The following is a 17782-nucleotide window of genomic DNA, read 5'->3' on the forward strand; positions in this document are numbered from 1 at the left end:
AGGACCGAAACGAGTGAAAGCATCAGGATAGAATTGCTTGAGCAAAGATATCATCTTTGCCTGATAGGCGGCATGACCGCCAATGTTAATTGGTTTACACATAAACAAACACCTCCGATTAAGATTTTTCCGGCGCCGCACATGACGCACTTTCTTAATCAATAGGCCGCGAAGCGGCCGCAGATTTTTGAGGGTTTGTCAACCCCTAATCATTAAATTTTTTGAGAATTTGGGGGGATTTGAAAAATGAGCATAAAGAAAAAGCCCTTGGAATCTGGGCTAAAGATTCCGAGAGCCTATGGAGGAAATGGGGGGGGCAATGTCGTTCAGCACGGCAACACTGATGCCGGGAAAGAATCCGTCGCAGAATACCGTCTGTTTATCAGCTCCGGCAGAATCTGCCTGACACTGCGAGATTATAGCCAGGCATTTGACCCGACCGCATGGTATCAGGCCAATTCGAATAAACATACCATTGAGAGTACGGGAATTCGTATGGTCATGGCTCTTGCGGAGGATATATACTATTTTAACGCCTTTAACAGCAACAATTTGATTCTGTGGCTGAATGCGGCAAAAGACTCAAAGTCAGAGTAATGAATATACTAAGCAGGTATGGAATAACCCAAAAGACAAGGAGAGAGTTGTATGTCAAAAAGATGTCATCTGATTGTTGTGGGCTTTGACGAGATTGTCCTGAACAAGTATCTGGGGCTTGTGGACGATGCAATAAAAGAGGGGGTTATCGACGGATTCTCTATTGTTGATCTGGAAAAAGAGAGGGAAGAGGTTGAAAAACATCTGGCCAGAGCCCTCATCCGGCCGGAAAAAACCTATTATCTGCAAACGCCTGATCTGCTGCACGAGACGGAACAAATGTTGGAATTTGATGATATTGCACAGGTTATACAGTCAAGACATGGTGAAATCAAGGTCTATATAGCAACCGAAGTTAGCTATCACGAGCGATATCTGAAGTACTGCGTTGAACACGGCATTTCCTGTTTGGTGGAAAAACCTGTTTTTTTGCCGCAAAAGGACGGGAAGTACTGCCCGGAGGTCATGGTCGAGAGGATGAACTATTACGTGGAACAGGCGGAGAAGAATAACTGCCATGTTTCTGTCATGACACTGGGTAGATGTCACGAGATTTACGCCGATGTTGTGTATCAGATGATCAAAGAAAAGATGCAGAAATACGAGGCTCCGCTGACCTCTTTTCATATCAAGCACGCAGGGGGTGTATGTAATCTGCATCGGGAATACCTGACGCGTGAGGATCACCCCTATCGCTATGGCTACGGAATGCTGATGCATGGTGGTTATCATTATGTGGATCTGCTGGCTCGCTTTTTGCTGCTGAACAAGATGATCTACCCAAAGAAGCAGTTTGAGGTCGCTTTTGCTTCCTACGCAGCTTATCCGACTGACCAGAATGACAGAATTCCCAAGCCCATCAGTGAGCGATTTGACGACAACTGTCCGGATTGGTGGAAAACTGAGGGGAAGGGCATTGATTGGGGTGAGACAGACATTACTTCGACCTTTGCTCTTAGGGACAAGGAGACGAAAAGGGTAATTACTCTGGGAACAATCGCTATGGAACAGACAACACCATCTGTCAGAACCTGGACAGATTTTCCGGATCAGCTGTACAACAAGAATGGCAGAGTATCAAATCTGGATATGGAAATTCAGCTCTCCACGCTCTTTGCCGCCAGTGTCAAGTGTTACAAGATTCCTCGTGACGACGGCAAATTTGTGGAACATGTTCCGGTCAAACCACACATCATCACAAGAGCCAATCCCAAGTTATTGCCCGACGAGGAATACGAGGTGAAAAAGGTCTATCCGGAGGTATACAACAGCACCAGCAATAAGAGGATCATGACCAGGTGGCTTAGGGATGAGGAGACTGTCAGCACACTGAGGGAACATATGCCGGTTGTGAAACTGATGCAGGGAATCGCCTTTTCATTGGAAAAACAGGGCGAATCCGTTGTTGTGGATTTATGCGGGCCGTAATAGTTATGTTTCCTTTTCTTATGGCCGGTGGCATACTTGGCGGAGTAGCAATTTTGACAAATATTGTTCTTTTGATCTATGTGCTGGTAAGAGCCAAGAAGAACGCTGAAAAGTTCTCTGCTCTTTCTGCCTTGATTGAAGAAACGCAGTAAAACAGGAGTATAACTGTCATACAACATCGTTCCAGTCAGGCATGGGTGTCCCATTCTTTACGGCTTCACTGACCAGAGTGTAAAAGCGAATCTTTTTCTGAAGGTGGGCAAGTCCTGTCTGGAGTGCTGCCAGTGATTCCTGTGTCCTGACTTCCTGGGACTTCATCATCTCAAGTATCTTTTCAGAATTTGCTCCCATATCCTTTTCATATGAAAAGAAAAGCCTGATATCGTCAAGGGATAGAAGGGCTTTCTTAAAGCATTCTATGGCATTGAGACGGGCTATATGAGAATCATTGTAAAATCTGCGTGAATTTATATGTTCAACATTCTCAAGTAAACCAATTTGCTCATAGTATCTTATTGTCGAAGCTGGAAGATTAAACTGCTTTGACAGCTCAGTGATGGTATAGGTCATGGTCCCTCCGAAAAATATATAATGTAATGATAAAATAAACGTTAAAATAAAAAAGCTTGAGTTAAAGTTAACTTCAAGTTGTATGATTTATAATACAGAACAATTTCGACATACGCAAGTGGGAGAAACAAATATAACCGGAAATGGATCAGGAAGGAGCGAAAATCAATGGAGACAATTAACATAGGAAACGGACCAAATAATGCATCAAGAATGATTCTCGGATGCATGAGAATGCCTGCCCTCAGCACAGAAGCTGCAGCAAAGATGATTGAAACAGCTGTATCGCTTGGCATCAATTACTTTGATCATGCTACCTGTTATGGCGATGGTGAGGCGGAGACCAGATTTGGCGATGCCATTGCGCTTACAGATGTGAAAAGAGAAGACCTGATCATCCAGTCAAAGTGCGGATTAAGGTTTGACAAGCAGATATTTGACTGGAGAAAGCAAAATATCATAGAGAGCGTGGACGGGATTCTAAAGAGACTTAAGATGGAGTATATTGATGTGCTACTTCTTCACAGACCGGATCTTCTCTATGATCCTGAGCAGATAGCAGAGGCTTTTGATGAGCTTGAAGCTGCAGGCAAGGTAAGACATTTTGGTGTGAGCAACACTATGCCTATGCAGATAGAGCTTTTGAAAAAGTATGTGAAGCAGCCTCTAAAGATAAATCAGCTCCAACTCTCTCTTGAGCAGTCACAGCTCATTGATCAGGATCTTTACATGAATAATAAGACCACGGATATGTCTGTTATGCGTGATGGCGGGGCACTTGATTACTGCCGCCTGAATGACATTACTATCCAGGCATGGTCTCCTCTCCAGCATGGCATGTTCAAAGGGATGTTCATTGATAACCCGGAGTTTCCTGAGATGAACAAGGTTTTAGGAGAATTGGCAGAGCAGTATGGAGTCACAAAAGCTGCAATTGCCATAGCCTGGATTTTAAGACATCCTGCGAAGATGCAGGTAATAGCAGGTACAATGAATCCTACGCATCTGGCAGAGATGGCAGAGTCAGACAGAATAGAACTCACACATGAAGAGTGGTACAGACTGTATCTATCTTCCGGGAAGTTTTTACCATGAATAAAAACAAAACGATTGTCATAGACGAAAAAACTCCGCTGCTTGTGTTGGCAGGACCAATGTTTCTTGAACTGCTGTTAAATACCATGCTCAACAATGTGGATATGCTCATGCTCAGCCACTATGATGAGTATGCGGTCGGTGCAGTTGGCAATGCCAATATCATACTGTTCATGATGAACATATTTTTCAGCATTATTGCCATGGCGACGAATGTAGTCGCTGCCCAGTATCTGGGAGCAAAGCTGCATGAGAAAATGAACATGATCTATACCCTGGCAGTGATGGTAAATCTTGCCTTCGGGCTTATACTGAGTGCAACCTTCTGCATTGCAAATCCGCTGATAATGGATTTTCTTAATGTTTCTCCGCAGATGCGTCAGTATTCAATGATCTATATTTATATCGTTGGCGGTGGAGGATTTCTTACAGCTGTTTTTAATGTAATGATCCAGATTCTAAGATGCAATGGCTATACCAAGATTGGGATGTGGGTGACTTTTTCTATCAACCTCATCAATATAGCCGGTAACTATCTCTTTTTGTATGGACCATTAACCTTTTTGAAAATGGGTGTTGCCGGTGTGGCCATATCGACTGTTGTTGCCAGGATTTTGGCTGTCATTGCTCTGTTCGGATTTTTCTATATCACTAAGACCGGAAGAATATCACTTCGTTATCTTGATCCATTCCCCGGGAAGCTCCTTGTAAGGATGATAAAGATTGGGCTGCCGTCAGCCGGTGAGAATCTTACCTACAATCTTTACCAGACTACGCTTCTTTCTTTTGTAAATATGATGGGAAATGATGCTGTAAATGCGAGGGTTTATTGTAATACTCTGATATCTTTTGTGATGATCTTTTCAAATGCCTGTGCAATGTCTACCCAGATAATTACAGGGCATCTGGTAGGTGCTGGTAAGACCGATGAGGCGTATAAAAGGGTGTTTAAGACCCTTAGAGTGTCGATGCCGATAACAATAGTGCTTGCAATAATCAATGTGATCCTGTGCAGATATACTTTGGGGATATTTACTCAGAATCAGAACATTATTGCGCTTGGACAGCTGATAATGATCGCAGACATATTTGTGGAGATAGGCAGGTGCCTGAACCTGACCTTTGTCAGCAGCCTTAAAGCAGCCGGAGCATATATCTTTCCATTTATTGCAGGACTTATATGCAACTGGGGACTCGGTCTTACAACCGGTTATCTGGTGGGAGTGATGCTGGGTTTAGGTGTTGTTGGGATCTACATTGGTACAGCTACGGATGAATGTATAAGAGGCCTGATTGTAATGAGCTATTGGTACAGGAAAAAATGGCTTGGAAAGTCTGTTGTCGACCAGAAGGACAAAAATGTTAGATATATATGATAACTTTATCCAATTATAGCGCCATTTAAGGAAATATCAGCAGGATGCACTGTGCAAGGTATGTGGTATAAGTACACTTTTCATAGCAGTTTCAGGAGCTATGGCGGTAATTATAATAGGAGTATATTCGATTATGATATCGTCTATCGATCATAAACGTGGAGGAATGGTCGGATATAAATAAAGTAAACAGATTCATATTTTATAGTTTTGATAATCGTGCGCATTTCGGAATGAATTGTGCGCGATTATTTTATTTAATATAATTAAGGAAGTATGTCCTACAGGAATTTTTTTGTTATAGTAGAAATATATTTTTTACCAGAGGGTGTAGATTTGAAGAATACAGGACTGATGAATACATTATGTTGAAAAAAGAAATATCAGGCGAGGATTCTGAAAAATGTTTGGAGAACTGTGATGAAGATTATTCTTTCACCTGCAAAGAAAATGAATGTGGATACAGATAAACTTGAGTACATGGGGCTTCCGGTATTCATTGATCAGACGGAGGAAATACTTGAGTGGCTCCGTAATAAGTCGCATTCTGAATTACAGAAACTGTGGGGATGCAACGATAAGATTGCTGAGCAAAATTACAAACGCATTAAAGAGATGGATCTTTGTAACAGACTGACGCCTGCCATACTTTCATATGAAGGAATTGCATTTCAGTATATGGCTCCTGCGGTGTTTGAAGACAAAAGCTTTGATTATGTACAAGAACATCTTCGCATTCTTTCAGGGTTTTATGGCGTGCTTAAACCGATGGACGGAGTTACGCCATACAGGCTTGAGATGCAGGCAAATGCATCGATAAACGGGCATAAGGACCTATATGATCTGTGGGGCTCCAGGCTCTATGATGAAGTAAATGATGGTACCGGCGTTATAATAAACCTTGCATCCAAGGAGTATTCCAAGTGTATTGAAAAATACCTGAAACCGGATGACTGTTACATTACCATAACATTTGGTGAGATGGTAAATGGGAAACTTGTGACAAAGGGTACATATGCCAAGATGGTCAGGGGAGAGATGGTGAAGTACATGGCAGAAAAACGAATCGAAGATCCGCAGGAGATAAAGAAGTTTGATCGGCTTGGATATGTTTACAGGGATGACCTTTCGTGTGATACAGAGATAGTTTTTGAAAAGAGAAAGTGAATTTTGAAAGGTTTCACGATAACAATATTGCTGATTATGGACTGTACCGTCGTGAACATGCGGCATTAAAAGAGTATGCCGAAATGTGAATCCGAAATTAGCAGTAAGAAAATAAGATATGAGGCTTTGTGAAAAATATGTATAAATTCAGAGAGATTACAGAGGCTGACAATGCTGCTGTTGCTGCGCTTATCAGAGACAACCTTAAGCAGTTTAATCTTGATATTCCCGGAACAGTATATTTTGACGCAGGATTAGACCATCTTAGCGATTATTATGGCAATGATAATAGGAGATATTTTGTCATCGAGAGCGATAATGGAGCGGTTATCGGTGGAATTGGATATGACAGATTTGAACCGCTGAAAGATACCGCTGAACTCCAGAAGCTCTATCTGACGGATGCAGCAAAAGGATCAGGGCTTGGATACGAAATGATAGACTTTATTGAAGAGAGGATGCGAGAAGCGGGATACAAAGTTTCGTATCTGGAGACCCATGACAATCTTCAGGCTGCAATTCATATCTATGAAAAGAAGGGGTATAAAGAAATAGAGCGCCCTGACGCGGTAGTTCACAGTACCATGAACAGATTCTTTAGGAAAGAGTTATGATAATCAGAGCAGATGGGGTATATTATGAAACTTATTGTTATAGATATACAAAAAGGAATTACCGATGAGAGATTATATAATTTCTCCGGATTTATAAAGAATGTGACAAATATCATCGATGCTGCAAGGAAGAATAATGTTGAGGTTATTTATGTTCAGCATGATGACGGTCCGGGCACAGGATTTTCTATTGGTGACAAGGATTTCGAGATTGCTGATCAGGTGGCGCCAAGGGAGAATGAGAAGATTTTTATAAAGACAGTAAACAGCTGTTTTGGCAATGCCGAGTTAGCAGATTATCTCAGTGACTCGGGTGTAAAAGACTTAATGATAGTCGGATTGCAGACTAATTTCTGTATTGATGCTTCCGTGAAATCAGCATTTGAAAGGGGATACAGAGTAATAATCCCCGAAGGAACCAATTCTACTTTCGATAATGATTACATGGATGGCGAAACGACTTATAAGTATTATAACCAGATGATGTGGCCGGAACGATTTGCGAGCTGCATTCCTGTTGATGAAGCTATTAAGCTTATCGGGGAACTGGTATAGTTTATACAGACGGGAATTGGCAAGATTGTGGATGACATAGAGCGCTTGTTTCTGATAGACATATCAGAAGCTGCGCTTTTTGCTTTGTTAAAATAAATCTTGAATTATTTTCGGAGTAGGGTTATTATACAGAAAAAGATTTGAAACAATGCAATAGTGTAAAATATAACGCAGTGGAACAGGAACTTAGAAAAGGTAATGGGATTATGAACAAGGATTTTAACATTCAGGAATACATGACACACGGAGTAGAAAGGGTAGTTTCAGATGCGATTAAAGCTACTCTCAAGAATCCGAAAGAAAGTGTTTATATGGCGAAGTTTGCGCTGGCTACAAAGGCAGCATCAAAGAAAAGAGCCAAGCTGGAGGCAGAGGGCGAGCACATTCCACCGTTCCTCATTGCAAGCATAACCAGCAGCTGTAACCTTCACTGTGCAGGCTGTTATTCCAGATGCAACAATGCTACAAATGACACTGAGCCCGTACAACAGCTCACTGACGATGAATGGCTCAAAATCTTCAATGAGGCGGATGACCTTGGAGTAAGCTTTATACTTTTGGCGGGTGGAGAGCCACTTCTTCGTAAAGGAGTGATAGAGGCTGCCGGAAAAAAACAGAATATACTGTTTCCGATTTTTACTAATGGTACATTCATGACAGAAAAGTATTTCGACATGTTTGATCAGAATAGGAATCTTATCCCGATAATGAGTATTGAGGGTGAGAAAGAAGCCACAGATAACAGACGTGGTGAGGGTGTCTATGACAAGCTCATATTAAATATGGATGAGCTTAAGGAGCGCGGACTTATTTTCGGTGCTTCAGTGACTGTGACCACGGAAAACATTAAAGATGTTTCTTCAAAGAGTTTTATTGGCAAGCTGTCTGACAAAGGATGCAAAGCTGTTATTTTTGTTGAGTTTGTTCCCGTGACTGATGACTCTAAGTATCTTGCACCGGGTGATGAGGATAGAGAATATCTGAAAAATGAAATCATGAGACTAAGACAGGAACATCCCGAGATGGTATTTGTATCTTTCCCCGGAGATGAGAAGAGCTCAGGTGGATGCATCGCAGCCGGTAGAGGATTTTTCCATATCAATTCACATGGAGGCGCTGAGCCTTGCCCGTTTTCACCATACTCGGATATAAATGTAAAAGACACATCCTTAAGAGAGGCCATGAACTCAAGATTATTCAAAGCTCTTCAGAAAGAAGGTGTACTCATGGATGATCATGATGGCGGATGTGTTCTCTATGAGAAGAGACATGAAGTAGAAGAACTTCTTGGGCGTGCAATGTAGAGGTGAATTACATGGGAACATCCATTTTAATGATATAAATCTTACAAAAGGATATAACGTGGTAAAGGCGTATTCGCAAAGTAAACTTGCAAATGTGCTGTTTACAAGGGAACTTGCTTCGAGGATTGCAGATAAGGGAATTACAGTAAATTGCTGCCACCCCGGAGCTGTTGCCACCAATATCGGAATAGACAGGGATACAGGATTTGGAAAAACAATAACCGGTATGTTAAAACCATTTTTCCTTACACCTGCAGAAGGAGCGCGAACGGCTATTTTTCTTGCAACAGATGAGTCTGTGAAGGATGTTACAGGAGAATACTTTTATAAGTGTAAGATTGCTAAATCTTCCAGAAAATCAAAGAACAGAGCACTTGCGAAAAGACTGTATGAGCTTAGTGAAGAGCTGGTTAAAAAGAATCTTGGCTTAATCTGACAAAAAAACTTCTTGACAGTGATTTGTCAGTTAATTATACTTACAACTAATAATTTTCAGAAAGGTAGACGCTATGGAAAGACTTATTCTCGTCAAAACAGACGTGGTCATTACAACATCCGTGAATATGATTCAGGGGTCTGTTTTTGATATGTATGATGAGGATAAGGATAATTGTAGGGCATAGCTAGTGCTTTATAACTTACATAGTATCCAAAGCCTCATCAAGCGAGAGTTTGATGGGGCTTATTTTTTTAGGAGGTGACCGATGTTGAAGGACTTTTATGATGAGACTGAACCAATAGTGAAATTGGAACATTTTTATGGGGAACAAAAGCACTTGGTTGATAAGTGCATTATTATTTTTTCAAAAGAAATTCATGACCATATTCTGGAAAAATTTCATTGTGAAGAGATCGCTTCGCTAGGGGCATGTAACGGGAGCATCCCTATCTATTGCCTTGAGTACAAAGGCGAAAAGATCGCATTTTACCTGACATCGATAGGCTCCGCTGTTGCATCGAGTGCCTGCTATGAAGCACACTGGTTAACCGGTGCGACTAAGTTTGTAATGTTCGGTTCCTGCGGAAGCCTTGATCCGGAACAGACCACCGGAAGGTTTATTGTCCCGACAGAGAGTTACAGAGGTGAGGGCGCTTCATTTTACTATGCTCCGGCCAGTGACTACATTGATATTAAGGGCTGTGATAAATTAGAGGCTATTTTCACAGAACTCAAGGTACCATATGTAAAAGGTCGTGTCTGGACAACGGATTCTATGCTCAGAGAGACAAAGGGACTTGTGGCCAAAAGAAGAGAAGAAGGCTGCATAGCCGTAGAGATGGAGCTTGCGGGAGTCCAGGCTGTGTGTGATTTTTACGGACTTGAACTGTATGATTTTCTGGAAGCCGGTGATGTACTGGCAGATAGCGGATATGAAGTGGAGGCACTCAATGCAGCAAACCATGATCTGGGCAAGTTCTATATTGGCTTGGATATCGCGGTAAGGATATAAATCAATTTAGGTTGGGAGGATTTTCACAATGAGAGTCAGGATTGAAACTGAAAGATTGATATTGAGGCCTTTTGTACCGGAAGATTATGAGGCTGCATTTAAGTGGTGCGGAGACCCGGAAGTAAATGAATATATGATTTATCCGCTTTATAAATGTGCGGAAGATGCATTACTCACATGACAGCGAGTTAGTGAAGCTTGATGGGAGCAAAAGGTATCCTGCAAAAACTTTCATTAAGGAGTTTTGATTGAAATGATACTTGTCACAGGGGCTACAGGATTTGTTGGAAATAAAATAATGGAAATCTGCAATGGTGTCGTTGCAGCGCCATCGCTCAGGAACGCATCTGAAGAGCAGGTCAAAAGGATTATCGAAGAGAGCGGTGCAGATGCTATAGTTCATACTGCAGCTATATCGGATATAGGAGCGTGTGAGGCAAACCCGGAGGCGTCTTATGTTGCAAATGTTCAGATACCGTGTTTTATTGCCAAAGCATCTGAGGGAAGAAAACTTGTATGCTTTAGTTCTGATCAGGTATACAGCGGTCTTGAGGATGATGGACCTTATACAGAAGAAAATGTAAAACCTGCAAATATCTATGCAGAACACAAACTTGAAATGGAGCAGAGAGTTTTGGATATCTGCCCTGATGCAGTTATGCTTCGCGCGGAATGGATGTATGACTATTATCTAAAAAAGCCCAATTACTACATGAACATAATAAATGCCAAGGAATCAGTAGCGTTCAGCTCAAAGCAGTACAGAGGCATCACCTATGTAAAGGAAGTAGCTGAAAATATAGAAAAAGTCATAGCATTACCCGGCGGATCTTATGACTTTGGAAGCGAGACAGACAAGTCCATGTATGATATTACAAAGGAATTTGTAAGTGCGCTGGGGTTGGATATTCAGGTAAATGATGCTCCTGCAAGGCATAATCTGTGGATGGATTGTTCCAAGGCTAAAAAGTACGGTGTTGTTTTCAGCAGTGTATCAGAGGCATTGCTAAAGTGCGCCGAGGATAATGGTAGAGAGAGTAAATAAGATGCTTGCAACATATGCAGGAGGATATATGAAAATCGAAGAAGAAATAATCACACTAAAAGATGGAAGAAAGCTTACTCTGAGATCTGCAGAGGAAAAAGATTCGCAGACAATGATTGATTATATGGTCAAGACAGCTGAAGAAACACATTTTCTATGCAGATATCCTGAGGAGATAAATCCTGATCTTGAACACGAAAAGAAGTTCCTAAATGACATTCTGGAATCTGATGGCTCTGCATTTTTCTCGGTTTTTGATGGAGACAGGGCAGTTGGTAATTGTTCTATATCAGCTCATAGCAAGCATGTTAAGCTCAAGCACAGATGCGATTTAGCGATTGCGTTAGAGCAAGATTTTTGCGGATGCGGCCTGGGGACAATTCTTATGACAAAGGCTATAGATAAAGCAAGGGAGCTGGGCTTTGGACAAATTGAACTTGGTGTTTACGCCGACAATTACAAAGGATTAGCCCTTTATAAGAAGATGGGATTTCAAGAAATGGGCAAGACTTTAAGAGCATTCAGGCTTAAGGGCGGCACATATATAGATGAAATCAACATGGTTCTCTTTTTGTAAAAACAGAAGATAAATTGGGGGATGTTAAAAATGAAGATAGAACATGTTGCAATGTATGTTAATGACCTCGAGGCAGCCAGGGACTTCTTTGTGAAATATCTTGGCGGAAAATCCAACGATGGTTATCACAATGTGAATACGGATTTTAGGTCATATTTTATCTCATTCGACGATGGAGCAAGGCTTGAACTCATGAAAAAGCCCGGACTTGCTGATGCTGAAAAACATCTGACAAGGACAGGGTATATTCACATAGCTTTTTCTGTGGGTAGCAGGCAGAGGGTTGATGAGCTGACTAAGCTTCTTAAAGATGATGGCTTCGAGGTTGTAAGCGGCCCCCGGACTACAGGCGATGGATATTACGAAAGCTGCATTATTGGTATTGAGGGCAATCAGATAGAAATTACTGAATGAGGTATGAAATATACAGACATTTTTTGAAGGGAAAGCTTAATGGAATTAATTGATAAAGCTATCGAGTATGTAAATGAATTATTCAGTGGTAATTCAGATGGGCATGATGTGCAGCATACAATTCGTGTTTACAAGAATGTGCAGCTGATATCAGAGTCATATCCTGAGGTTGATCTTTTCATTTCGTCATTATCGGCGTTGCTGCACGATGTGGATGATCACAAGCTTTTTAAAACTGAAAATAATGCTAATGCCAGAGCATTTTTGAACGAGAATGGCGTATCGGAAGAAAACATAGAAAAAATCTGTGAAGTCATAAATGGTGTGTCCTTCAGCAAGAACAGAGGAAAAACTCCGGGAACGCTTGAAGGAAAGATTGTCCAGGATGCAGACAGACTTGACGCCATTGGTGCAGTAGGTATCGCAAGAACTTTTGCTTATGGAGGAAAAGTCGGAAGGCCACTTGATGATTCGGTGCAGCATTTTTATGACAAGTTACTTCGTTTGAAAGATGAGATGAATACTGAAGCTGCGAAGGAAATTGCCATGAAGAGACACGAATACATGGAAGGCTTTTTGAAAGAATACTTTGAGGAGTTGGGCGAATAGAGATGATAGAACAATTTAGTATGGACTACCTTCAGGATTATTTTGAAGGGTTTGATGAAGAAATAACAAAGTATCAGTGGCCGGATCCATTTGAGAGTGTTGATGATGCCAGGGAGCTTTTACAAGGATTTCTTGATGGGGTGAAGAACGGTGAAACAATACTTCTTTCTGTGCTGTCAGAGGATGGTGAGTTCATAGGGAGCTCGGAAGTGCATGGGCTTTCAGAGGACTGCTGTGAAGTCGGTGTTTGGATTAAAAAGTCCGAATGGAATAAAGGCCATGCATATACTGCATTAAAAGAGGCTCTTGATGTAGCTCGTACCAAGTATGGTAAAAGAGAATTCTTTTACGAGGCGGATGTCCGCAATATTGGAAGCATGAAACTCCTTCGTAAGTTTGAAGATGAATATGAAATCATTGAGCAAGAACTTGAGAAGGTATCCACTGATTCCGGAAAAGAGCTGGAGCTTCAGGGGTATATCATGAAAGTCAGGGAATAGGATGGAATTAAGGAAACATCAAAAAATGAAAAGACAGAAAATCATACTGGGATGGATTAGAATTGTCATAGGCTTGTTTGTATTTGCCTTTGGCGTTCATCTGACAATATTTGCAAATATAGGACTTGCACCATGGGACTGCCTGGGAATGGGAATATCATATCATACGCCGCTTAATTATGGAGTATCCATGACACTTGTTGCTATTGCCGTTCTTGCAATAGATTTGATCATGAAGGAAAAGATAGGCTATGGAACAATAATAGATGCACTTCTGACCGGGAATTTTGTCCAATTCTTCAACAGCGTAAATCCTTTACCTCTCAACAGTAATCTGTGGAGTGGAATAGTCATTATGCTTATGGGTTTTGTTTTCATGGCGCTTGGAATGGCTGTATATATGAAAAGTGAACAGTGCTGCGGACCGAGGGATGCACTGCTTGTCGGATTGGGGAAGCGGATGTCGCGTATCCCGATTGGAATTGTCGAGATTATACTCTGGTCAGTAGTCCTCGTGGCAGGAGTGCTGCTTGGAGGACCGGTAGGCATAGGTACAATACTAAGTACATTTGGTGCAGGAATTGTGATGCAGATAGTTTATAATATTATAGCCGGCCCCGTAAATGGCTGCTCGAAAGCAACGGTTAAGATCTCGGAGATTATCAGATATATAGAAAAAGGCCTAGGCAAGAACGCTGTTATCAGTGAGCAAGGGGATGCTGCTCCGTATAACGGACTTGAAAATACACGTAGTTTTAGCACAGAAAAAGCGGAATCGACCGGTTATGGATTCCGTGAACTTGGTGATTGGTTATACCCGCTGATGGATGAAAGAATCCGGAAATTGGTCCTCTGACTTTATTTTTTAAAGTTAGGGGGCTTGTTTTTTTGTGGAATAGTATTATAATTAACATTGCACACAATTAAATGTAATAAAATGGAATATGCAGATTGAACGAAAAGGAGGATGCCATGAGCACAGCAGTCAGATATTATTCAAGATCAGGGAACACAAAAAAGGTTGCAGAGTATATTGCAGAAACAGCAGGTGTAGATGCTGTCTCAGTAGATTCAAACAATGCTGAACTTTCAGATAAAGTAGATGTCCTTTTTATTGGTGGGGCGCTCTACGCTTACGGTATTGATGAAAATCTGAAGCAGTACCTGAAGACATTATCCGGTGATAAAGTCGGCAAGGCAGTGGTTTTTTCAACATCATGGCTTTCAAAGCACGCACTGGACCTTATTAAGGATGCTCTGACAGATAAGGGGATCAAGGTTGAGAGCGATACCCTGTATTTTAAGAGCAAGGCTGTAGACGGCTGCAGGGATGAAGCAGTGAAGTTTGCAAAAAAATATATTTGACGAATATGACCAAGGAGGACATAAAGATGATCTATGATTACAAAGTAACTACAGGAACAGGTGAAGAACTTAATCTTGCTGATTACAAAGGGAAGATTATTCTGGTTGTGAACACAGCTACAGGTTGTGGTTTTACACCTCAGTACAAACCAATAGAGGAGCTTTATGAGAAATATCATGACAAAGGTCTTGAGGTGCTGGATATCCCGTGCAACCAGTTTGGCGGACAGGCTCCCGGTACAGATGAGGAAATCCATGAATTCTGCACACTTCACTACAATACAACATTCCCTCAGATGAAAAAAGCTGATGTAAACGGTGAGAATGAGCTTCCACTTTACACATACCTTAAATCTCAGAAGGGATTCGGAGGCTTCCAGGATCATCAGTACAGAGAATTACTTGAGAAGATGTTTGCAGAGGCGGATCCTGATTGGGACAAGAAGCCTGATATTAAGTGGAATTTCACAAAGTTCGTAATTGACAGGGAAGGAAACGTAGTTGCACGTTTTGAACCCACAGCTGATGTGGAAGATGTTGAGGCGTGCATAAAATCTCTTCTTTGAAAGTGTTTGGATTTATGAACAATAAGACCACCGATATGTCGGTGATGCGCGATGGTGGAGCACTTGATTATTGCCGACTTAATGACATAACCATTCAGGCATGGTGCTCTGAAATCCGCTTCCAAAAGACCTGCGAATGTTATGGAAAATATCTTTTCCCTTAATAATAGCAATACTGATTTTGAGTAGAATTGGTGATTAGAATTATTAGTATTGACTCTGGCATACCAAGGATGTTTTGATTGAATCTAGAGCGGAAACTATACATCCCTTAGGATGAAAAATGGAGGATACAACATGGAATGGAAAAAGATAGATGACAGTACATACCAGTATGATGAAGGCGGCGTGAGATTTTTCCTGCTGCTTGGGACAGAGCAGGCGCTGCTGATCGATAGCGGAATGGAGGTTCATAACGCCAGAGAACTTGCGGGAGAGATTACAGACTTGCCGGTCAGACTGTTTAATACACATGCGGACATGGATCACATCGGCAGTAATGATGAATTCGATGAAGTCATGATAAACCCCGCCGAGCTTGTTAATTATGGCAAGCCGCACCCTTCTCAGAAGATAATTCCCATATACGACGACGATGTTATTGATATCGGAGAACGCAAACTTCTGGCAATTGCTCTTCCCGGACATACGCCCGGAAGCACAGCGCTTCTTGATGAAAACAGCGGAATGCTCTTTAGTGGTGACCCGATTCAGGATGGCGGAATATTCATGTTCGGACCCATGCGTGATATGAGCGCTTACATCCACAGTCTAAAAAGACTTGAAAAATATAAGGATAAGATAAAGGGCATATATGCAAATCATGGAACTTTGCCGGTGGATTTTTCAATAGTGGATAAGCTTATTGATGGCGCTAAAAAGGTTGAAAAAGGTGAGCTTGTTCCGACAGAGAGGGATATGTTTGGACAGACCGTCAAAGAATATGATGTCGGGGTGGCAACATTCCTTTGTGAATAAAAATTTTTGATTATGGGATTCAATTATCACGCTTCCTGCGCTCAGCTTCAGGATGAGTAGCATAATAACGCTTCTTGTCGGCGTACATGTCCTCGTCTGCCTTCCTGAGCGCTAATCTTATATCCTTTGCGTCACTTACAACGCAGCTCCCTATGGCGAGGCTTACGTTGCCGGATTTTTCCGAAAGGTTTCTGACTTTTTGTATTTTATCCGCTACTTCCTCTTTAGTTGTGGAAGGAAGTATTACGGAAAATTCGTCACCACCTGCCCTGAAGATCTGGTCAATATCAAATACTTCCGTAAGTATATCGGCAGCTTTTTTTATCAGCCTATCACCGGCTATATGACCCTCTGTATCGTTTACGCGTTTAAGGCCGTTCAGGTCAGCAAAAATAACACCAAGAGAATGACTCTTTTTCTCTGATGCCTGAACTAACCTGTCGACACAATTATTCATTATATTTCGGTTCATAACGCCGGTAAGCATATCACGGGAACTGAGAGTTTCCAGTCTGTCCAATAACAGATAATTGCTTATTTCCGAACTTAAGATAAACGTAGTTATTTCCAGAGTTTCTTTTATTGTATCTGATTTTTCAGGGTCAAAATTGTCAGCCCATATATACCCGATAATCTCATCACCTGATTTAATAGGGAAAAGAACAAGAGAAAAGATTTTCTCATTTATCAGCGAATCGTACCAGGCACGATTCTTTTTCTTTAAATAATTCATGTCATTTTCATCTTTCAGAATCAGACAGCTGCTTCCTGAGATAGTATCCGCCCAAGTGGAAACCACCTTGTAAAATCCCTTTTCAATATGGAAGCCAAAGGGGTTAAGCTCTGTATCTTCTGCCAGATCCTCACTTAATACTCTGCAGGACTGCTCTTCATTGTTAAGAAGCAAAATGACACACATTTCCGCTGAGCACATTTGTCTTATGGACTTAACAACTTCATTCATGGCCTTTTCAAAGTCATTGTTTTCATTAAGAACCAGGCAGTTATTTAAAACTGCTGTGGCTATTTCCCCTGATACGTCAGACATGGTTTTTGTATTGAGAGAGATCTATTTCCATGGTATAAGTGCAGTAGCACAGATTATCATGATCGGTCATAAGCGGCATAAAAACAATATTAAGCCATGCGCCATACCTTTCGGGCCTGATATAGGTATGAACCACTTTTTTATTCACCGCTGCCTGAATAGTAGCAGTCTCAAAATTGAGATCCTTAGGAATATAGTCCGTATATACAGAGTTTGGAATAAAGGTGCGATTCTCCATGTTGAGTTCCTGGATTGGATTCTCAATAGAATCTATATATGCTTTATTGCCTGCTACAATACGGATGTCGCCGATATTTCCATCCGGGAGCTTCTCCACTGATAGAACGCATGTAAATGCCCCCATGCTATTGACAATTAAATCAAAATCCATAGTCATCTACCACCTTCCTAACTCTAATGATACGTTATTCAGCTAAAGAGAATTATTAAAAAACCCTAAAATATTAAGTGTAGGGAGAAATAATGATTTAACAGTTTGATAATTCACTGTTAATTGGAAATA

The 17782-nt window shown here is 41.3% G+C and carries 25 protein-coding genes; 22 read left to right on the forward strand and 3 right to left on the reverse strand.

Annotated features, from left to right (window positions below; translation table 11 throughout):
- Window positions 1–246 precede the first annotated feature (246 nt).
- From BLR42_RS17400 to BLR42_RS22965, 3 genes are read left to right on the forward strand one after another with little or no spacing between them, the layout of a single operon-like run.
- On the forward strand, window positions 247–597 hold the full coding sequence (locus tag BLR42_RS17400) for a hypothetical protein (protein ID WP_091871871.1): 351 nt from the start codon (window positions 247–249) through the stop codon (window positions 595–597).
- A gap of 51 nt (window positions 598–648) precedes the next feature.
- Window positions 649–2025, forward strand: coding sequence for a Gfo/Idh/MocA family oxidoreductase (locus tag BLR42_RS17405; RefSeq protein ID WP_091871872.1), 1377 nt, complete (start codon window positions 649–651; stop codon window positions 2023–2025).
- A gap of 5 nt (window positions 2026–2030) precedes the next feature.
- Entirely contained in the window at window positions 2031–2177 is a 147-nt protein-coding gene (locus BLR42_RS22965; RefSeq protein WP_207648568.1) for a hypothetical protein, read from the forward strand.
- A 16-nt stretch (window positions 2178–2193) separates the two neighbouring features.
- Here the strand turns inward: BLR42_RS22965 and BLR42_RS17410 are convergent, their stop codons facing one another.
- A complete protein-coding gene (locus BLR42_RS17410) occupies window positions 2194–2595 on the reverse strand; it encodes a MerR family transcriptional regulator (RefSeq protein WP_091871881.1) in 402 nt (133 codons plus the stop codon).
- Window positions 2596–2763: 168 nt separating this feature from the next.
- Here BLR42_RS17410 and BLR42_RS17415 point away from each other — a divergent pair, with 168 nt between their 5' ends.
- The 19 genes from BLR42_RS17415 to BLR42_RS17495 all read left to right on the forward strand — a co-directional run bounded on the left by BLR42_RS17415 (window position 2764) and on the right by BLR42_RS17495 (window position 16211).
- Window positions 2764–3690, forward strand: coding sequence for an aldo/keto reductase (locus BLR42_RS17415; RefSeq protein WP_091871883.1), 927 nt, complete (start codon window positions 2764–2766; stop codon window positions 3688–3690).
- The gene (locus BLR42_RS17420; RefSeq protein ID WP_091871886.1) at window positions 3687–5066 is read left to right on the forward strand and encodes an MATE family efflux transporter; all 1380 of its coding nucleotides are present in this window, start codon (window positions 3687–3689) and stop codon (window positions 5064–5066) included. Before BLR42_RS17415 ends, BLR42_RS17420 begins: the two co-directional genes overlap by 4 nt.
- Window positions 5067–5486: 420 nt before the next feature.
- Window positions 5487–6233 carry a peroxide stress protein YaaA gene (gene yaaA / locus BLR42_RS17425; protein WP_091871888.1) on the forward strand — a complete coding sequence of 249 codons (747 nt, stop codon included), beginning with the start codon at window positions 5487–5489 and terminating at the stop codon, window positions 6231–6233.
- 137 nt (window positions 6234–6370) lie between these two features.
- Window positions 6371–6847 carry a GNAT family N-acetyltransferase gene (locus tag BLR42_RS17430; protein WP_091871891.1) on the forward strand — a complete coding sequence of 159 codons (477 nt, stop codon included), beginning with the start codon at window positions 6371–6373 and terminating at the stop codon, window positions 6845–6847.
- A 24-nt stretch (window positions 6848–6871) separates the two neighbouring features.
- Window positions 6872–7402, forward strand: a complete 531-nt coding sequence (locus BLR42_RS17435) for a cysteine hydrolase family protein (protein ID WP_091871894.1) — start codon at window positions 6872–6874, stop codon at window positions 7400–7402.
- A gap of 206 nt (window positions 7403–7608) precedes the next feature.
- A complete protein-coding gene (locus tag BLR42_RS17440; protein ID WP_091871897.1) occupies window positions 7609–8706 on the forward strand; it encodes a radical SAM/SPASM domain-containing protein in 1098 nt (365 codons plus the stop codon).
- Window positions 8707–8764: 58 nt separating this feature from the next.
- A complete protein-coding gene (locus BLR42_RS17445; protein ID WP_207648569.1) occupies window positions 8765–9142 on the forward strand; it encodes an SDR family oxidoreductase in 378 nt (125 codons plus the stop codon).
- Between the two features lie 268 nt (window positions 9143–9410).
- Window positions 9411–10157, forward strand: a complete 747-nt coding sequence (locus BLR42_RS17450; RefSeq protein ID WP_091871902.1) for a nucleoside phosphorylase — start codon at window positions 9411–9413, stop codon at window positions 10155–10157.
- Window positions 10158–10185: 28 nt separating this feature from the next.
- Window positions 10186–10338 carry a GNAT family N-acetyltransferase gene (locus BLR42_RS22425; protein ID WP_139165199.1) on the forward strand — a complete coding sequence of 51 codons (153 nt, stop codon included), beginning with the start codon at window positions 10186–10188 and terminating at the stop codon, window positions 10336–10338.
- Window positions 10339–10410: 72 nt separating this feature from the next.
- The gene (locus BLR42_RS17455; protein ID WP_091871905.1) at window positions 10411–11202 is read left to right on the forward strand and encodes an SDR family oxidoreductase; all 792 of its coding nucleotides are present in this window, start codon (window positions 10411–10413) and stop codon (window positions 11200–11202) included.
- Window positions 11203–11230: 28 nt separating this feature from the next.
- Window positions 11231–11779: a GNAT family N-acetyltransferase gene (locus BLR42_RS17460; RefSeq protein ID WP_170832854.1), complete on the forward strand. Its 549-nt coding sequence runs from the start codon at window positions 11231–11233 to the stop codon at window positions 11777–11779.
- 30 nt (window positions 11780–11809) lie between these two features.
- Window positions 11810–12193 (forward strand): VOC family protein, encoded by a 384-nt coding sequence (locus tag BLR42_RS17465; RefSeq protein WP_091871910.1) that lies wholly within the window; start codon window positions 11810–11812, stop codon window positions 12191–12193.
- Between the two features lie 39 nt (window positions 12194–12232).
- On the forward strand, window positions 12233–12802 hold the full coding sequence (locus tag BLR42_RS17470) for an HD domain-containing protein (RefSeq protein WP_091871913.1): 570 nt from the start codon (window positions 12233–12235) through the stop codon (window positions 12800–12802).
- Between the two features lie 2 nt (window positions 12803–12804).
- On the forward strand, window positions 12805–13302 hold the full coding sequence (locus tag BLR42_RS17475) for a GNAT family N-acetyltransferase (protein ID WP_091871915.1): 498 nt from the start codon (window positions 12805–12807) through the stop codon (window positions 13300–13302).
- Window positions 13303–13327: 25 nt separating this feature from the next.
- Window positions 13328–14158: a YczE/YyaS/YitT family protein gene (locus tag BLR42_RS17480; RefSeq protein WP_091871918.1), complete on the forward strand. Its 831-nt coding sequence runs from the start codon at window positions 13328–13330 to the stop codon at window positions 14156–14158.
- Between the two features lie 116 nt (window positions 14159–14274).
- The gene (locus tag BLR42_RS17485) at window positions 14275–14667 is read left to right on the forward strand and encodes a flavodoxin family protein (RefSeq protein ID WP_091823914.1); all 393 of its coding nucleotides are present in this window, start codon (window positions 14275–14277) and stop codon (window positions 14665–14667) included.
- Between the two features lie 26 nt (window positions 14668–14693).
- On the forward strand, window positions 14694–15233 hold the full coding sequence (locus BLR42_RS17490; RefSeq protein WP_026499042.1) for a glutathione peroxidase: 540 nt from the start codon (window positions 14694–14696) through the stop codon (window positions 15231–15233).
- Window positions 15234–15247: 14 nt separating this feature from the next.
- On the forward strand, window positions 15248–15397 hold the full coding sequence (locus BLR42_RS23350) for a hypothetical protein (protein WP_207648571.1): 150 nt from the start codon (window positions 15248–15250) through the stop codon (window positions 15395–15397).
- 133 nt (window positions 15398–15530) lie between these two features.
- Entirely contained in the window at window positions 15531–16211 is a 681-nt protein-coding gene (locus BLR42_RS17495; RefSeq protein WP_170832855.1) for an MBL fold metallo-hydrolase, read from the forward strand.
- 19 nt (window positions 16212–16230) lie between these two features.
- Here the strand turns inward: BLR42_RS17495 and BLR42_RS17500 are convergent, their stop codons facing one another.
- Both BLR42_RS17500 and BLR42_RS17505 read right to left on the reverse strand, forming a co-directional pair.
- Entirely contained in the window at window positions 16231–17259 is a 1029-nt protein-coding gene (locus BLR42_RS17500) for a sensor domain-containing diguanylate cyclase (protein WP_091871924.1), read from the reverse strand.
- Window positions 17252–17650, reverse strand: coding sequence for a hypothetical protein (locus BLR42_RS17505; RefSeq protein WP_139165200.1), 399 nt, complete (start codon window positions 17648–17650; stop codon window positions 17252–17254). Before BLR42_RS17505 ends, BLR42_RS17500 begins: the two co-directional genes overlap by 8 nt.
- Between the last annotated feature and the right edge of the window lie 132 nt (window positions 17651–17782).

This window comes from Butyrivibrio sp. INlla16, assembly GCF_900104155.1.
Lineage (GTDB): Bacteria > Bacillota > Clostridia > Lachnospirales > Lachnospiraceae > Butyrivibrio.